We start from the raw sequence: 17817 nt of genomic DNA, 5'->3' as shown, positions 1-17817 counted from the left end.
ACTACGCTCCTAACGCTTGTGGCCAGTGTCCAGCTTACGTTCCAAATGCATGGAGTAGCGGGACATACCAAAACAGAAAATCCAGAACACCAGGGCCGCGAACACATAGCCTTCAGTGGCCATGCCCAGCCATTTCGGGTCGGCGGCGGCTTGCTTGACGCTGTTGAGCAAGTCGAACAGGCCGATGATGATCACCAGGCTCGTGTCCTTGAACAGCGCAATGAAGGTGTTGACGATGCCAGGGATCACCAGCTTCAGGGCTTGCGGCAGAATCACCAGGCCCATGCTGCGCCAGTAACCGAGGCCCATCGCTGCAGCCGCTTCGTACTGACCTTTGGGGATCGCTTGCAGACCACCACGCACCACTTCAGCGATGTAGGCCGACTGGAACAGGATCACGCCGATCAGCGCCCGCAGCAGTTTGTCGAAGTTCATGCCTTCGGGCAGGAACAACGGCAACATCACCGAAGACATGAACAGCACCGTGATCAACGGCACGCCGCGCCAGAATTCGATGAAGGTCACGCAAACCACCCGAATCGCTGGCATGTTCGAACGACGACCCAGGGCCAGGATGATCCCCAGTGGCAAAGCACCGGCGATACCGACGGTGGCAATCACCAGGGTCAGCATCAGGCCGCCCCATTGGCTGGTCGCAACGTTGTTCAGGCCGAAGATGCCGCCATGCAACAGGAAGTAGGCAATGAACGGGTACAGCACCAGGAAGCTCAGGCCATACACTGCTTTACGCGGGAAGCGCGAGATGAACAACGGTGCCACGCCGATAACCGCCAGCCACACCGTCAGGTTGACTCGCCAGCGCAGTTCCGGTGGGTAGTAACCGTACATGAATTGACCAAGGCGCTGTTGGATGAACACCCAGCAAGCACCCTCCTTGGCACAGTCGGCACGGGTAGTGCCCATCCAATTGGCATCCAAGATTGCCCAATGCAGAATCGGGGGCACGATCAGGTAGATCAAATAGAACGCGAGCAAGGTCAGCAGGGTATTCAGCCAACTGGAAAACATGTTGGCGCGCATCCACGCCACCGGCCCGAAGACTTTGCTCGGTGGCGGCATGTCAGGTTTGAAAGTATGCGAACTCATGGACGTTTCCTCACCGCTCAATCAGCGCAATGCGCTTGTTGTACCAGTTCATCAGCAGGGAAATGCTGATGCTGATCGCCAGGTACACACTCATGGTGATGGCAATAACCTCGATGGCCTGGCCGGTCTGATTGAGTACCGTGCCGGCAAACAGCGAAACCATTTCCGGGTAACCGATACCGGCGGCCAGCGACGAGTTCTTCGCCAGATTCAGGTATTGGCTGGTCAGCGGTGGAATAATTACCCGAAGGGCTTGAGGGATGATGACTTTACGCAGGGTCGGCCCTGGTCGCAGGCCCAGTGAGCGCGCGGCTTCGGTCTGGCCGTGGCTGACGGACTTGATGCCCGAACGCACGATCTCCGCGATGAACGCTGCCGTGTAAACGGTAAGCGCCAAGGTCAGCGCAAGCAGTTCCGGAATCAGCACCCAGCCGCCAACAAAGTTAAAGCCTTGCAGCGTCGGAATTTCCCAAGAAAGCGGCGCACCAAAGATCAATGCGGACAGCGCAGGGATCACCAGAAGCAGCGCCAAGCCCACCCAGAATTTGTGGAACGGCACGCCGGTCGCTTCAAAGCGTTTGTTGGCCCAGCGGCACATCAGCACGATCGCAACGATGGCCACGACGACACTCACCACAAACGGCCAGAAACCATCCGCCGTTTGCGCCGCTGGCATGTTCAAACCACGGCTGCTGACAAAGAAGGTGTCGCCGAAGTTATGGCTGTTGCGCGGCCCTGGCATGGTCAGGAATACCGCGAAGTACCAGAACAGAATTTGCAGCAGCGGCGGAATGTTGCGGAAGACTTCTACATACACAGTCGCCAGCTTGGAAATGATCCAGTTTTTCGACAGCCGTGACACACCGATGATGAACCCCAGGATCGTCGCCAGGATTACACCGATGAGGGTTACAAGCAGCGTGTTCAACAAACCTATGACGAAAACACGCCCGTATGAATCGGCTTCCTTATAAGAAATCAGGTGCTGTGCAACCCCAAATCCAGCGCTGTTCTCAAGAAAGGCAAAGCCAGACGTGATGCCGCGATGCACAAGGTTTGTGTACGTATTTTGGTAGAGAGTCCATCCCATCGTCACCACTGCAGCAACGATCAGGATCTGGAAGAGTAATGCGCGCGCAACGGGATCATTAAATGACGCCAGGCGCTTTGAGCCATTGTTCATTTGCATATGTACACCGGCAGGACAGACAAGAAAACGCCCGGCCTAAGGCCGGGCGGAATAGACTTAGCGAACAGGTGCCGCGTACTGAATGCCGCCTTTGCTCCACAGCGCGTTAAGCCCACGCTTGATCTTCAGGTCACTGCCATCACCGAGGTTTCGCTCGAACGACTCACCATAGTTGCCTACCTGCTTGACGATCTGGAAAGCCCAGTCGTTCGGCAAATTCAAATCTTTACCCAACGTTCCTTCGCCTCCTAGCAGCCGCGCAACATCAGGATTGTTAGTGCCCTGCTTTTGCTCGGCCACATTTTTGGAAGTGACGCCCAACTCTTCAGCGTTGAGCATTGCATTTAACGTCCAGCGCACCACCGTAAACCACTCCTCATCACCTCGTCTTACGGCAGGAGTAAGGGGTTCTTTTGAGATGACTTCTGGTAGTACGACATAGTCATCAGGAGTCGCGAGTTTCAGTCTCTGACCATACAGCTGCGATTGATCAGACGTCAGCACGTCGCAGCGCCCAGCTTCGAGCGCCTTGAAGCTCTCGTCAGAAGTATCAAATGAGATGGGTGTAAATTTCAGTTTGTTCGAACGGAAGTAATCTGCAAGGTTCAGCTCGGTGACCGTCCCCGCCTGGATGCAGAACGTTGCGCCATTCAGCTCTTTAGCGCTCTTTACACCCAGTTTTTTATTGACCAAAAATCCTTGGCCATCGTAGTAGCTGACGCCTGTGAACAGAATGCCCAAGGAGCCGTCACGTGAGGACGTCCAAGTGGTACTGCGGGATAGCAGATCCACTTCGCCGGACTGTAGCGCCGTGAAGCGTTCTTTGGCAGTGAGCTGTGAGTATTTGACCTTGCTCGCATCACCGAAGACCGCCGCTGCGACTGCACGGCAAACGTCTACGTCGAAACCGGCAAAAGTCCCCTTCGCATCCACAAATGAAAATCCTGGGAGTCCGTCACTGACCCCGCACTGTACAAAGCCTTTTTTCTTCACGTTATCCAACGTCACGCCAGCATTGGCATTAACGGACAGTAAAGTCATCAGGGTGAGGCCGACCAGGCCACCGCAGACTTTGATCAGCTTGTTTTCTTTTTTCATTTTAATGCTCCAAAAATGGCACGAGTAAATCCAGGCCGCACGATGCCGACGCACCGTAACCGGACGGAATTCTGAACAGCGATGTGGAGGGCAGAAAACAAGATGGACGCCGTCAGGGCACCCGGTATGCGCAGTAAGCGCTTATGGAAAGTGGCATCGTAGGCCCTCTTTTTATTGTTTTAAAAAGGCCCCGGTGTGACGGGGCAAAAACGCTTTCAAATACCGTAGCCCCTGAGCAAAGTCAGAAAAAGCGAATATTTTTTCAATATCACGTAAGCAAAACTAATGATTTTGTGTGGAGCACAAGGCACACGAAATGACGTCCGTGCGTCGAGACACTTGGCGGTTGGCGGGGGATAGAGGTTTAGCTACTGACCCTCTGAGAGGATCAGGTAGCAGGAGGATCAGCGAAAATCAGTTGTATGAGCACAAATACTTTGGATGAATGCTTGGAGCGCTGGGCTTTTCTTCTCACCTTTGCGGAACGCTACGAAAATCCTGCGTCGAATTTCGGGAACCAGCCGACAGACCCGTGCATCTTGTAGGTCGAAGCTGGCTCGTAATTCGGGGAAAATAGCAATTGCGCAGCCTTCGCGAATCAATGAGAGAGTGACTTCGAACCCCTTACAGCGCGCAATGATGTTGGGTGTGAAGCCAGCGTTCTGACACGCATCAGTCAATACGCGAGTGTAGGTACTGGAAGCCGTATCAATCACCCAGTGCTCGCCACTCAGGTCACCTAGCGTGACCTCCTCCATGTGTGCCAACCGATGATTGGGAGACATCATCACATTAAAAACATCCTCAATCAGCGGGATGGTCTCGATGCCCGGATCAAGGAGGCCAGGTGGAATATTGAGATCATCGATCAAAGCAACGTCCGTTTGCCAGCTTCTCAACGCATTCAACCCCTCCTCCGGCTCCATCTCGTCAAACTGCACTATCAACTGAGGGTGCGTGGCGCTCAACGCACGAATGGTCTTAGGGATAAAGGCCGCTGCCACCGAGGGAAAGGCCGCTACGCGAAGTTCACCTGCAACGACTTCCTTGAGCTCCGCCATGTCTGCACGGGCCGACTCAAGTTCCGTAAAAATGCGGTTTGCCCGTTCAACCAGCATACGACCAGCAATAGTCAGGTTAACCCCGCGTCCACGCCGTTCGACCAAGTCGATTCCGACTTCCTGCTCCAAAAGGGAAATTTGCTGGGACACGGCGGATGGAGAGACATGAAGGGCCTCCGCTACCGCCGCCATGGTTTTGCGAATGGATAACTCCCGCAACGCACGCAATCTACCGATGTCCATGAGCTGTTTCCCTCCGCCTAACACGATCAATCAGTAAGAATTGCTAATGTAATATTGAAATATTATTCGCTTTTTCTCATCTTGGCCAAGGATTAGGGTATGAAAAAACCAAGACGGGAACCGCAGCAATGACCAAGTCCTATTTCCATGATCACCTTGCAGCACGCGATCCGCTGATCTTCAACGCGCTTGAAAATGAAAAGAAACGCCAGCAAGGGCAGATTGAACTCATCGCTTCAGAAAACTCGGTAAGTCTCGCATCGCTGGACGCCCTTGGGTCAGTCATCACCAACAAAACCGTCGAAGGCTACCCAGGTAAACGTTTCCACGGCGGTGCTGATTTTGCAGATATCGTCGAGCAAGCAGCTATTGATCGTGCGAAAGAGCTGTTCAACTGCGAGTTTGCCAACGTCCAGCCGCACTCTGGGACGCAGGCCAACCAGGCGGTATTTTTTTCTTTGCTGACACCTGGCGATGTGGTGCTGAGCCTTGATTTGGCATCCGGTGGCCACCTCAGCCATGGTGCAAAGCCCAACCAATCTGGCCGGTGGTTTACGATTGTTTCCTACGGAGTCGACCGTGAAACCGGTCGTATCGATTATGACAACGTCGAAAAGCTCGCTCTGGAACACAAACCAAAACTGCTGATTGCCGGCGGCTCATCTTATCCACGTGAAATCGACTTCGTTCGCATGCGTGAAATCGCCGACAAGGTGGGCGCAACTTACTTGGTCGACATGGCCCACTTCGCTGGCCTGGTTGCAGCTGGTGTTCACCCTTCGCCGATCCCCTACGCAGATATCGTCACCTGCACTACGACCAAAACCCTACGCGGTTCACGTGGCGGCTTGATCCTGACCAACAGAGAGGATCTGTTTAAAAAAATCCAGCCAGCCGTATTCCCTGGCGTGCAAGGCAGTGCTCACCTGGCCACTATCGCTGGTAAGGCTGTATGCCTCGGCGAAGCACTGACCGATGAGTTCAAGGCTTACGGCGCCAACGTCAAAGCCAACGCACGACTGCTGGCAGACGTTCTACAGAAACGCGGCGTGCGTATCGTCAGCGGCGGCACTGATACCCACGTAGTCCTGGTTGATGTTTCGTCTAAAGACCTCACTGGGCAGCAATCCCAGGATGCGCTTTCTACGATCAACGTCACCTCAAACAAAAACCCGATCCCTTTCGACAGTGCAAAACCTTCGGAATGGAAAGGTCTTCGTCTGGGCTCCTCGGCGGGTACGACTCGTGGTTTTGGTGCGGTCGAGTTCGAGATCATTGGCAACCTGATCGCGGACATTTTCGAGGCTCAACTAGCTGACGAGGCTACACGCGCCGCCGTTATTGCACGCAGCCAAGCAACTGTCGCCAAGCTGTGTGCTGCGTTTCCGATTTATGCCTGAGGTGACATTGGCGGTGGAGGACATTCTCTGCCGCCGGCCTCCTCTACTCCGCAGGAAAATAAAAAATGAGCGTTACTCTCCCTAATGATCCAGCGCGGGAAGATGTCTTGGCGGGGCGCCCAGCACTATGGCTGAACCCCAACTTGAAACCTGATGGCATCTGCGACCCGTCGCTGCCAATTCGTTCAGCCCAAGTTAGCGAAGCCGAAGCAAATTGGCGGATCCTTGCACCTGTACTGAAGGCCTGCTTTCCAGAGCTAGAAGCTTCAAACGGGAAGATTCTCTCCCAGTTGATCGAGGCGAAAGATCTGCGTATTGCTCTGGGCTACGCGGGCCCCGAATACGGTCGAGTATTCGTGAAGGCAGACAACGATCTTCCTGTCGCTGGCTCGATCAAGGCGCGTGGCGGTGTCTATGAAGTATTCATGTACGCCAAGCAAATGGCAGAGAAGCGTGGAATTCTCACACCAGGTGGCGACATCACCGTGCTTGCCAGCGCGCAGGCTCGAGCACTTTTCGCACAGCACACCATCGCTGTAGGCAGTACCGGCAACCTAGGCCTGAGCGTGGGCATCGCCGCACGCGCACTAGGATTCCGAGCCGTGGTTCACATGTCGTCCGATGCCAAACAGTGGAAAGTCGAACGTTTGACTCGTCTTGGCGTTGAAGTGGTTCAGCATAAAGCCGATTACTCTACTGCGGTTGAATGTGCCCGTATCGACGCCGAAGGCGATCCAACCATCTACTTCGTGGATGACGAACGCTCCGAAATGCTGTTTTTCGGCTACAGCGCAGCGGCAAGCGAGCTCGCGGCCCAATTGGAAGCAGCAGGTGTAACCGTAGATGAAGAGCATCCTCTTTTCATCTATCTACCGTGCGGTATCGGTGGAGCTCCAGGTGGCGCAGCCTATGGTTTGAAGGCAATCTTCGGTGATGCTGCACACGCATTCTTTGTTGAGCCTGTCCAGTCGCCGTGTGCACTGGTGCACATGATGAGTGGTTCGAAAGAGCTGGTATCTGTCTACGACGTTGGACTGACCAACCGTACAGAAGCTGACGGGATGGCAGTCGCGCGCATGTCGGCATTCGTTGCGGATGTAATGAAGCCCATGCTGTCCGGTGTCTTTACTGTGGCCGATGACGACCTATTTCGCTGGCTCTGGATGGCTGAGACGACTCAGTCCATTCGTCTCGAACCTTCGGCAACCGCAGGATTCGCAGGGCCTGAGTTCATTGTCAAAAGTAAACAGGGACTTGCATACCAGGAAGCCCGAGGTCTGACGGGCAAACTCGCCCAAGCTACGCACGTCATCTGGACGACCGGTGGCGCCTTTGTTCCCGAAGACCAGTTCAAACAGTTTATGGAGCGTGGCGCGTCCTTGGTCAACGTTGATTAAGGCGTTTTTGCCAGGGTATGAACTTCATACTCCATTCACTCTAACTTGCGTCAAAAAACTATAACCACGCCAGTTTTTGATGTTGAGGTAAAGCTTCATGAATAAACCATTCCTGGCTGACCGTATCGACGGAAAAGGCTACGCCGCTGACCTAGTTGAGAAACTTACAGACGACGTCGCAGAAATTAAATCGAGAACCGGCCTAACGCCCGGTTTGGCAGTTGTCCTTGTGGGTGAGGATCCGGCTAGCGGTGTATATGTCAGTGCCAAACACCGGCAAACGCTTGCAATTGGCATGGAGTCGTTTGTACACCGACTTCCCGCCGAAACAACTCAGACCGAGTTGATGGCGTTGCTTGAAAAGCTAAACACTGCATCGGAAGTAAATGGAATTTTGGTGCAGCTTCCCCTGCCTGCACACCTGAACACAAATGCCGTTATCAACGCCATAGATCCGGACAAAGACGTTGACGGCTTCCACATATTGAACGCTGGCCGTCTCGCGACCGGTCAAGATGCCCTAGTTCCGTGCACCCCCCTCGGGTGCTTGATGATGCTCAAAGATCGACTCGGCAGCCTCGCAGGACTTAACGCCGTGGTCGTGGGTAAATCCAACATTGTAGGCAAGCCCATGGCACAGCTCCTGATGGGCGAGAACTGCACTGTCACAGTGGCGCATTCGAAAACGCAAGACGTACCCGCGCTCTGCCGCACGGCAGACATCTTGGTTGTCGCTGTAGGCCGCCCAGAGATGGTGAAGGGTGACTGGATCAAACCAGGCGCAGTCGTTATCGATGTCGGTATCAACCGAATTGATCGCGACGGGCGATCCCGGATTGTTGGTGATGTTGCATTCGAAGAAGCAGGGCATGCCTCGGCAATCACACCAGTTCCAGGTGGCGTTGGCCCAATGACGATCGCATGTTTGCTGGCCAATACCGTCACAGCATTCAAGCGTCAGCACCACATTGTTACCCATCAGGCAGTAGTTGCCGTTTAAGGTGATCTCAGATGAACAAAGCTAAAAATAACGTACTTCGTGTTACCTGTCCTTCGATTCGGGGCGTAACCGCTGATATTACTGCTTTCTTGTCTGGGCATGGTTGCAATATTCGTGACAGCGCCCAGTTTGACGATGAGAGCACCAATCACTACTTCATGCGCATTACCTTCCGTTCTGAGGAAGGTTGCTCACTGCAGGATCTCGAAAGAGAATTCCAACCACTTGTAGAGAAATACAAGATGGATTACGAATTCTTTGATGAGCGTACCAAACGCAAAGTCATTTTGATGGTGTCGCGTTTCGGCCATTGCTTGAACGACCTGCTCTATCGCTGGAGCATCGGTGCCCTGCCAATCGACATCGTTGGCGTGATCTCAAACCACTTGGACTTCCAAAAGGTAGTAGAAGGCCATGGCATTCCTTATCACCTCATCAAGGTAACCAAGGAAAACAAAGCAGAGGCTGAAGCAGAGCAAATGCGCATCGTTCGCCAAACCGGCGCAGAGCTCATCGTTCTAGCTCGCTACATGCAGATCCTCTCTGATGAAATGTGCCAACAAATGTCGGGCAGGATCATCAATATCCACCACTCGTTCCTGCCATCTTTCAAAGGTGGTAGCCCATACAAGCAGGCTTTTGATCGTGGTGTGAAACTGATTGGTGCAACCTCACACTTCGTCACAGCTGACTTGGATGAAGGCCCGATCATCGAGCAGGATATCGTTCGCATTACTCACGCTCAGAGCCCAGAAGACTACGTATCGTTGGGACGTGATGTTGAAAGCCAGGTGCTGGCACGCGCGATTCATGCCTATGTGCATGGCCGGGTTTTTCTAAACGACACTAAGACGATTGTGTTTCCGCCTTCGCCAGATTCGTATTCGTCTGAGACTATCGGTTGAGGTGTGTGTTTCGACCAATATCTAGACCATAAAATCTTGGATGCTTGGCCAAACTCTTAAGACGAAAGTACCCCCTTGGGAGTATTCCTAAGGGGGTACTTTCATACAAAAAATCTGATCAATCTTAAATCAAAAAGCTATGAAAATAATTTAAAGCTTCGGCGCTTTATTATCATCCCGCTCAACGCTGCGCTAATAAAAACAAGGTGCGAGGCATACCAATGCAAGAATCCACATGGTTGTTAGGGGTACTATTTACATCTATTGCGTTAATTATTTTTCTGATTATGAAAGTCAGGCTTCACGCATTCATAGCTCTCGTGATCGCTTGTTTTGTGGTCGGTTTTGGTGCGGGGATGCCTGTTTCAAAAATTATAAGCACCCTTGAATCAGGCATCGGCGGAACACTGGGCTTCCTAATTGCGATAATAGGCCTCGGAGGCATACTTGGTAAAATTCTAGAGGAGTCCGGTGGAGCTGAACGACTTGCTAAAACTTTACTCGATAATTTAGGTTCCAAACGAGCCCATTGGGTAATGGCTATTGTTGGGGCCATCGCCGGCATCCCAGTGTTTTTCGAGGTCGGCTTTGTTCTCTTGATTCCACTTGTCTATGTCGTAGCGCGGGAAACAAAGATAAACACCTTGTTTTTGGGAATTCCTCTCGCCATTTCCTTGATGACCATCCATTGCATTCTACCCCCGCACCCAGCCGCGATGGCTATTACTGTGATGATGGGGGCTGACGTTGGGACTGTGATCATCTACGGACTTTTGGTGGGCATTCCGACAATCATTGTTGCAGGGCCTATTTGGGTAAACCTTTACTGTGGGAGAGAAGCTTCAGCAAGTCAGCAAGTATTCCTGAAAGTTCAAGGAGAAAGCGTTGGGGCGGCGCGAACACTGCCAGGGTTCGGGATTACACTACTGACCATTGGCTTACCCCTCATCCTCATGGTTTTTAAAACAGCTACCGCAAGCCTCCCTGATGGTATGTGGGTAAAGTTGGCCGCACAGTTCGTTGGAAATCCTTTAATCGCGCTTATGATTTCTGTGGGGTTTGCCTACTGGTCGCTTGGCTTACGTCAACGTCGCACCATGATCGAGCTATTGGAACTGACTCAGCGTAGCTTTCCAGCCTTAGCCAATATTATCTTTGTGATCGGTGCGGGCGGTGCATTCAATGCTGTTCTGATCGAAAGTGGGGTGGGTAAAGCTATCTCGGGGCTTCTCGCAGGGTCTGATATTAATTTAATTGTCCTTGCCTGGTTTGTTGCGTGGCTGATGCACTTTGCAGTGGGTTCAGCAACCGTAGCAATGGTGAGCGCTGCCGGCATGATCCATCCAATGCTAGCCGCCGACCCTCACCTGAAGCCTGAGATCCTTGTAATTGCCATCGGAGCCGGTTCCATCGGCTGGGCACATGTCACCGACTCGGCTTTCTGGGTCGTGAAGGAGTACCTAAATGTATCCCTTTCGGACGCCTTGAAAAAGTTTACAGGCGGGACAGTAGTGGCATCCATCGTCGCTCTTCTAGCGACTCTATTACTGAATTACACCCTCGGTTGAAATCATACTGAAGGTCATGCCAATGAAGGCATCACTACTATCGCCTATTTGATGTCACAAGGAGTGAAGTCATCAAATAGGTTTCAGATCAGCGAGTCAGGCCCCATGACCAACCACAGAATCTATCTCGGCCTGGGCAGCAATGTTGAGCGTGAAAGACACATTGAAATCGCTCTCACAATGCTGGAAGAGCATCTGGAAAATATCCGTTGCTCGCCCGTTTACGAAAGCATTTCCCTAGACGGAGATCACCCGCCCTTTTACAACCTGGTAATGTCTGCGACCACTGATCTCAACATTCGCGAGCTCGTCGTATGGATCAAAGGTATCGAGCACCTCCATGGTCGAAGGAGCGGGATGCAGCGGTTGATCACTCTCGATATTGATCTGCTCCTTTTTGACGGCCTGACTGGCGATATTGAAGGTGTCCAGCTGCCTAGAGCCGAAATTCTGACCCGCTCATTCGTGCTTTATCCTCTGCAGCTACTTGCACCTAAGCTGCATCTGCCTGAGTGCAAAATCTCTTTGGCAGAGCTATGGCTAAAGCTCAAACCGGGCCCAGAACTGATGCCTGTTCGCTACCCATTCGGCATTCCTCCCTTCCAGCTCGTCGGATCGACTCTTCCCGCTGGACAAAGTAAATCCATACGGCTGCCTGCCAATCAGCTGGCCAGCTAAACCTCTTACTAAGTAAATTTCAACGGAGTGCGGCATGGTTAGCTGCCACATACATGCCATACCCTACTTCGCCGACCCAACGACCTATTTCTCTCTCATCAGGCACGCTTCCGGGGCAATCCTTCTTGACTCAGGAAGACCGACATCGCAGCGAGGTCGTTATGACCTCATGAGCGCCTGGCCTACAAAGCACCTTCAGCCGTTAGATGGCGAATCATTTACCTCGTTCGCCGACAGACTACGATCCGCACTGAGGCAGTTAGGGCCGGCAGAGCTGTCGCCAAGTCTGCCTTTCGCAGGGGGTTTGATAGGCTATTTTTCCTACGACTTGGCGCGAAGAAATTTCAGGCTTGAGCATCCGCCTGCCGATAACCTCAAACTCCCTCATGCAGGAATAGGTTTGTACAACTGGTCGCTCACTTCCGATCACATCGAAAGGACAAGTCAGCTCGTTTTCCACCCTGCGGCCAGCCAAGAAGAACAAGATCGAATCATCAATGTATTTGAATCCGCAATACCTCAACGCCGTCAAAGCCAAGCCTTCACACTTTCGAAAAAATTTACCAAAGACATAGATTATGACGACTACGAAAAGGCCCTGAGTAAAATACATGACTACATCCATGCAGGTGACTGCTACCAGGTGAATTTCACTCAACGCTTTCAAGCAGAGTGCTCAGGAGATACCTGGACAGCCTATGAAACCCTTAGAAACTCCTGTGCAACACCATTTGGTGGCTTTGTAAGTCTGGATGCTGTGAGCTCAATCATGAGCTTTTCTCCAGAGAGGTTCATCAGGTGTGAGCAAGGATCGCTAGAAACTCGTCCGATCAAGGGCACGACCCCTCGGGGCCGCACAAAGTCGGAAGACACGTCAAATGCTCAAGCGCTTCTGAACAGTCCAAAAGACCGCGCTGAGAATCTTATGATCGTCGACTTGCTCAGAAACGATTTAGGCAAGAACTGCAGGTATGGTTCAGTAACGGTGCCAGAACTATTCAGGATTGAAAGCTATCCCAACGTCCACCATTTGGTGAGCACCATTCGAGGTGAGATTGTAGAAGGCAAAGACGTCGTCGACGTGCTTAGGGATGCCTTTCCAGGTGGTTCAATCACCGGCGCGCCGAAGCTTCGATCAATGCAGATCATTGATGAACTGGAGGCTTCTCAACGTGGGATTTATTGCGGATCGCTCTTGTATATCGATACCAGGGGGGAAATGGATAGCTCCATCGCGATTCGGACACTGCTCGCCAAAGACGGTCTTCTAACGTGTTGGGGAGGGGGTGGAATTGTTGCGGACTCGGAGGCTGGCAGCGAGTATCAGGAGTCGCTTACTAAGGTGAAAAACTTGATGGACTGCCTTGAACAGCATTTCTTCATAAATGATTGAAAACAACGGGCCCTGCTCAATGACCAAGCCTACGACCAGGAGCAACGTTAGCTAGCCTTCCATTGAATCGTTGAAGTGCCCAACGAAATCGTTTAACTGATCCATGCCGAGGAGCGCGGCTACCAGCTCAGTTTTTTGACCTGCTGGCTTCGCAGCTATACGAAAAAATGCGTCTATACGATTCTTTTTGCCGAAGCAAAAACGGTAGGCATCCGCCTCAGCCATTACCAGTACTTGCAAGCCTTCAAAATTTGTCGCCAGCAAGACTGGTCGCGCGAAGCTACCCTCGTTTGAGTTCTACAGGTTGCGGTCAGATCAAATTCGCTTGATATCTGCTTCGTCCACAGCACCGAGCAGGCAAATTCCAACGCTTCGCACAGGTTGTGCTTTTCCACTGCCATTCGGGCCGTAGAACATGACAATCCGCTTGTGTAGATCGATGACTTCTTCACCGTTATCGAGATCCCTGCAAACCACTCTCCTATCAAGTACGAGGTGAAACCATCATTCGTTCTCGATACTGCCGTTTTCGCAAGCACCTTGCACAGTTCCACACAAAGCAAGCGATTCCCACTACCAATCTGAGTCTCGTCCAGAGAAGCGATGTTCCCTTGCCACCCCAAGCGAGGGCGTTGAGTGCTATGGCAGTCTCGCTCGCGAACACGCGCAGAAGAGCGCGCAGAAACACACTTGGCCGCTGATGCGCGAAGACGAATCACATAAGAGGTCCAAAAAAGGCCTTGTTGCCCCAAGCCCTGAAATCCGAATGAAATTGACCCGGCTCACTGAGCGCACCGCCCGATAAAAAGGGTGAGAGTGGTTTCGATATCCTTCACGTATGTTATCGCGCGATACCTACCAGCAGAAATGCTGATTGGTGTGCCGTTCAGTTCTGGCCCAATACTTATTGTTAAACAGTCAGTCGACAAATAATAAGGCGAGAACGCTCTCATGATTAAAATGCTAGCCGCTGTACGCAGAAAACCAGGCATGACCCATGCTGAGTTTTTAGACTATATAGAGCACCGGCACGGAGAAATTGCTCGAACCAAGCCATTAGGTGTCAAACGATATGTTCAAAACCATGTGATCGACTCTGCGTTCGGCGTTGACTCCGATAGCACTTACACACAAACCTTTCACAGGGATTCCATAACGGAATTATTTTTTTACAACATGTCAGATTTGATCACCACCTTCAGCGATCCCTTTACACAACAAACCACGGGGCCTGATGCAAAGAATTTCGCCGACCTGTCCAAGCAAGCAGCCCAGCTGATGGATGAGGTAGAAGTGTCCGAGGCGGGTAGCCCACTCCCCGCCTGGAAAGCGATGCTCTTCATCAAGAAAGATCCCGGCGTAGAACTTGCCCTCTTTTTCAGCGCCTGGGACTCAGCCCACGATGCGGCTACGCGCCAATGCCCAGAGATCCAAAAAGTGCTACGTCAACATGTTCGCGCCAGGTATCTTCCGGAGGGTGACAGAGTGACATCCTATTTCGGGCCAGACATCGCCGTGTACGAAGGCGTTTCTAGCATGTGGTTCGAAAACGAAGCCGATCTTAGTGTTTTCCGACAGTATCAAAGATCGCTGTTCCAACACCTTTCTGATACCGGGGTCTCGCTGCCCTCTGAATCTTTTTTCGTGTATGTAAAAGAAGTTGTCATTCTGGATTCGTGCCAATAAGTCTTCCCTGGTTGGAAGGTCGAATGATAGCGACTGCAGAATACCCGCCAAAATACAAAGGACGGCTTCAAAGCCGCCCTTTGTATTAAATCCTTAAGCGATTCAAGCCCGATTATTCCCCCCGTGCATCGCGCCCCTCCCTGCTCCAGATGAGTGTCTCGATCATTCAGATAGGCTCGGCCAGCATCGCCGTGGACTCCCGCATGATATGGGCATGCTCTTCCTTGCCAACGCCACTTTTTTCTATTTCGCACAGGCGCGCAGAGTTCAGGACCACCAGCTCGCAACGCTCCCAACGTCGCATTTCAAATCGGCTCAGGGCAACCTGCAAGTCGTTGTGAGCGAGCAGTTCTTCAGCCAGTACGATGGCGCTTTCAATGCCGATGCCAGCCCCGGAGGCCAGGTGTGGCGTGGTGGCATGCACCGTATCCCCGATCATGACAACGCGACCTTTATGCCAGGGCAATGGCACCAACAGATTGGCCAGTGGGCGATAGTCGATACTGGCGTCCGGCTCGTACAGTTGCGGCACGAGCGTTTGGAGGATCGGCGCGGGGAACTCACCCAGAAGGCGCGCCATTTCGCCCGCCCATGTAGACGGGTCAATCCACTCGGAAAACTCGCGGCTTTCCATGAGGAACATATACATATGCGTGTGGGAAATCGGATTGACACCGACCTTGGTCCGTCCCATCCAATGACTGGGCCGCACGATTTCCTGTGGACGCTTCAGCACCGCACGCCAGACGCTCTGGTGAATAGGCGTGGGCGATGGGGCCTCGGGAAACAGGTCCTTTCGTATCCGCGAATGCACGCCATCGGCAGCAATGACTAGGTCATAGCGCCCAGAGGTTCCGTCGGTGAAAGATACGTCAACACCATCCCCGTGCTCGACAATGCTGTCGTACGTAATGCCCAGGCGCACAAGGGTGCCCACTTCCCGCGTCTTCTCGGCAAAAATCCGGGCCAGCACCGGGCGCAGGATACCGCCGCCACAGGGAATTGGTTTATCGCTGACCGGCGGTTTAAGAGCCAACTGCACGATCAACTCACCGGCCGGTGAAAACACGTCGAAATTGGTAGACAGATAGCCTTCGCTGGCCACCCTATCAAGGATTCCAACGGCATCCAGCGCTCTCAACGTCGGCCCACTGAGCGTAATGCCAGCACCGAGAGGGCACCACAAGGGGTCTATTTCAACCAACTCCACTTCGACACCCTGGCGAGCCAGTTGGATCGCCGCGGTCATACCGGAAAACCCACCTCCGATCACCAGGACCTTATTGACTGCTGCAATCATCACGCTCTCCTAATTATTCTTATTTCAATCGGGCTGACATTGCATTGCGCACCGACGAGCTCTGCGGCGCCATGGTCTCAATGCCGCAGATTCATAAGATTCCGACTGAAAATATCGGATCAACGACGAGACTATCGAATTGGATATGCGTGCTGAAATCGCTTTCCACGCTCGCAGGTATCGCCGCAGATGATGGCTGCCGGCAGGTCATGCTGCTCGAGTGCACGGGGCGCCTGCCGTTGCGGCAGAACCCGATTCGACCCAAGAAGTACGGCTCATGTGAACCGGGCTCCTTGGGCCTTGACTGCCGCCCTTCAGACGTTTTCCAAGCCATCCCAGCAGAGGTATTTCACTTCAAGAAATTCGTCGATCCCCAGGTGGGATCCTTCTCGCCCGAGACCGCTCTGCTTTATGCCACCGAAGGGGGCTACCTCATTGGATATCAACCCACAGTTAATCCCCACCATGCCTGACTCAATGCGTGCCGCATTACGCCAGATCCTGGCCGCGTCGCGGCTGAACAGATAGGCGGCAAGGCCGTACTCGCTGTCGTTGGCCATGGCGATCGCTTCATCGTCCGTTTCGAAGCGCAACAGAGGCATGATCGGGCCAAAAATTTCCTCTTGCACGACCCTCATCATATGCGTCACATCCGCCAGCACCGTGGGCTGGAAGAATCCCCCGCCCAAGGCATGTGGAGCACCTCCGAACAACAGTCGAGCGCCGTGCACCAAGGCATCGTCAACCAGCGCCTGGGACTTCTGCACTGCGGCTTGGTTTATCAGTGGCCCCACCTGTACGCCGGGCTCCAGGCCGTTTCCCACCTTGAGCCGTGCCACGCGCTCGACGATTCGCTCAGCCAGTGCGTCATACACCCCGGACTGCACCAATACTCGATTCGCGCCGATACATGACTGGCCGCTGTTACGAAACTTGGCCAGCATCACCCCGTCGGCCGCCGCATCAAGGTCAGCGTCGTCAAAGACGATGAAGGGCGCATTGCCACCCAACTCCATAGAGCATTTCTTGACGGTTTGCGCCGCTTGCGCCAACAGCAATCGACCCACTTCGGTCGACCCGGTAAACGTGAGCTTGCGCACCAACGGGTTGGCGGTGAGTTCTGCCGCGATGTCTTGGGTGTCATTACCGGTGATCACACTGAAGACGCCAGCCGGAATCCCGGCTCGCTGGGCAAGCTCGGCCAGTGCGAGCGCGGTCAGCGGTGTCTGGCTTGCCGGTTTCACCACCATCGTGCAGCCCGCCGCGAGCGCCGGGGCGGCCTTGCGGGTGATCATGGCGGCCGGGAAGTTCCACGGCGTTATTGCCGCGCAGACGCCAATAGGTTCGCGCAACGCGACGATTCGCTGGGTATCCTTCACCCCGGCAATCAGATCACCGCGTACCCGCGTCGCCTCTTCCGAAAACCATCGTACGAAGGAGGCGGCGTAATCGACTTCGCCCCGAGCCTCTTCCAATGGCTTGCCCTCCTCCAGCGTAATCAGCGTGGCAATGTCCTCGCGATGCTCAACCATCAACTCATACCAACGACGCAACACCTCGCCACGACGTTTTGCGGTCAAGCGTCGCCATGAACCAAATGCCTCATGCGCCGCATCGATTGCACAGTGGACTTCAGGCGTGCGGCAGCGCGGCAGTTTGGTGAGCTCCGCTTGATCCAGCGGATTACGCAGCGTGTACTGACCGTGCGGCGTCTCGTTCAACCACTCGCCAGCGATGTAGGCGCCGGTGCGCCATAGCGTGGGATCTTTAAGTAATTGCTTCACAGTGAAAT

The 17817-nt window shown here is 53.3% G+C and carries 14 protein-coding genes and 2 pseudogenes; 9 read left to right on the top strand and 7 right to left on the bottom strand.

From position 1 onward, the window contains the following. Positions 1 to 9 precede the first annotated feature (9 nt). The 4 genes and pseudogenes from PSH97_RS10405 to PSH97_RS10390 form a co-directional block, all read right to left on the bottom strand. Positions 10 to 1107: an amino acid ABC transporter permease gene (locus tag PSH97_RS10405; protein ID WP_305449090.1), complete on the bottom strand. Its 1098-nt coding sequence runs from the start codon at positions 1105 to 1107 to the stop codon at positions 10 to 12. A 10-nt stretch (positions 1108 to 1117) separates the two neighbouring features. Beyond that, the gene (locus tag PSH97_RS10400) at positions 1118 to 2296 is read right to left on the bottom strand and encodes an amino acid ABC transporter permease (RefSeq protein ID WP_305449089.1); all 1179 of its coding nucleotides are present in this window, start codon (positions 2294 to 2296) and stop codon (positions 1118 to 1120) included. Positions 2297 to 2353: 57 nt separating this feature from the next. Beyond that, positions 2354 to 3316, bottom strand: a pseudogene (locus PSH97_RS10395) (amino acid ABC transporter substrate-binding protein); the annotation flags it as partial. A gap of 482 nt (positions 3317 to 3798) precedes the next feature. Continuing rightward, a complete protein-coding gene (locus tag PSH97_RS10390) occupies positions 3799 to 4698 on the bottom strand; it encodes a LysR family transcriptional regulator (protein WP_305449088.1) in 900 nt (299 codons plus the stop codon). Positions 4699 to 4826: 128 nt separating this feature from the next. On the opposite strand from PSH97_RS10390, the gene PSH97_RS10385 reads away from it, so the two are divergent. The 7 genes from PSH97_RS10385 to pabB all read left to right on the top strand — a co-directional run bounded on the left by PSH97_RS10385 (position 4827) and on the right by pabB (position 13039). After that, positions 4827 to 6098: a serine hydroxymethyltransferase gene (locus tag PSH97_RS10385; RefSeq protein WP_305449087.1), complete on the top strand. Its 1272-nt coding sequence runs from the start codon at positions 4827 to 4829 to the stop codon at positions 6096 to 6098. 65 nt (positions 6099 to 6163) lie between these two features. Further along, the gene (locus tag PSH97_RS10380; RefSeq protein ID WP_305449086.1) at positions 6164 to 7495 is read left to right on the top strand and encodes a D-serine ammonia-lyase; all 1332 of its coding nucleotides are present in this window, start codon (positions 6164 to 6166) and stop codon (positions 7493 to 7495) included. Between the two features lie 97 nt (positions 7496 to 7592). Continuing rightward, a complete protein-coding gene (gene folD / locus PSH97_RS10375) occupies positions 7593 to 8495 on the top strand; it encodes a bifunctional methylenetetrahydrofolate dehydrogenase/methenyltetrahydrofolate cyclohydrolase FolD (protein ID WP_305449085.1) in 903 nt (300 codons plus the stop codon). An 11-nt stretch (positions 8496 to 8506) separates the two neighbouring features. Then, positions 8507 to 9400: a formyltetrahydrofolate deformylase gene (gene purU / locus PSH97_RS10370; RefSeq protein WP_095054757.1), complete on the top strand. Its 894-nt coding sequence runs from the start codon at positions 8507 to 8509 to the stop codon at positions 9398 to 9400. A 221-nt stretch (positions 9401 to 9621) separates the two neighbouring features. Further along, complete coding sequence (locus PSH97_RS10365; RefSeq protein WP_305449084.1) at positions 9622 to 10968, top strand: GntT/GntP/DsdX family permease; 1347 nt, start codon at positions 9622 to 9624, stop codon at positions 10966 to 10968. A 105-nt stretch (positions 10969 to 11073) separates the two neighbouring features. Continuing rightward, entirely contained in the window at positions 11074 to 11646 is a 573-nt protein-coding gene (folK, locus tag PSH97_RS10360) for a 2-amino-4-hydroxy-6-hydroxymethyldihydropteridine diphosphokinase (RefSeq protein WP_305449083.1), read from the top strand. Between the two features lie 34 nt (positions 11647 to 11680). Beyond that, positions 11681 to 13039: an aminodeoxychorismate synthase component I gene (gene pabB / locus PSH97_RS10355; protein ID WP_305449082.1), complete on the top strand. Its 1359-nt coding sequence runs from the start codon at positions 11681 to 11683 to the stop codon at positions 13037 to 13039. 51 nt (positions 13040 to 13090) lie between these two features. Here pabB and PSH97_RS10350 read toward each other — a convergent pair whose 3' ends face one another. Then, positions 13091 to 13303, bottom strand: a complete 213-nt coding sequence (locus PSH97_RS10350) for a hypothetical protein (protein ID WP_305449081.1) — start codon at positions 13301 to 13303, stop codon at positions 13091 to 13093. A gap of 171 nt (positions 13304 to 13474) precedes the next feature. On the opposite strand from PSH97_RS10350, the pseudogene PSH97_RS10345 reads away from it, so the two are divergent. Both PSH97_RS10345 and PSH97_RS10340 read left to right on the top strand, forming a co-directional pair. Continuing rightward, positions 13475 to 13579 (top strand): annotated as a pseudogene (locus tag PSH97_RS10345) (inorganic diphosphatase); the annotation flags it as partial. Between the two features lie 411 nt (positions 13580 to 13990). Further along, on the top strand, positions 13991 to 14725 hold the full coding sequence (locus PSH97_RS10340) for an EthD domain-containing protein (protein ID WP_305449080.1): 735 nt from the start codon (positions 13991 to 13993) through the stop codon (positions 14723 to 14725). Positions 14726 to 14891: 166 nt separating this feature from the next. Here PSH97_RS10340 and PSH97_RS10335 read toward each other — a convergent pair whose 3' ends face one another. Together PSH97_RS10335 and PSH97_RS10330 are read right to left on the bottom strand one after the other, a co-directional pair. Then, the gene (locus PSH97_RS10335; RefSeq protein WP_305449079.1) at positions 14892 to 16025 is read right to left on the bottom strand and encodes an FAD-dependent oxidoreductase; all 1134 of its coding nucleotides are present in this window, start codon (positions 16023 to 16025) and stop codon (positions 14892 to 14894) included. 314 nt (positions 16026 to 16339) lie between these two features. Next, on the bottom strand, positions 16340 to 17809 hold the full coding sequence (locus PSH97_RS10330) for an NAD-dependent succinate-semialdehyde dehydrogenase (RefSeq protein ID WP_305449078.1): 1470 nt from the start codon (positions 17807 to 17809) through the stop codon (positions 16340 to 16342). Positions 17810 to 17817: the final 8 nt, after the last annotated feature.

This window comes from Pseudomonas cucumis, from assembly GCF_030687935.1.
Taxonomy (GTDB): Bacteria; Pseudomonadota; Gammaproteobacteria; order Pseudomonadales; family Pseudomonadaceae; genus Aquipseudomonas; species Aquipseudomonas cucumis.
This window is presented reverse-complemented; position numbering and strand designations above follow the sequence as displayed.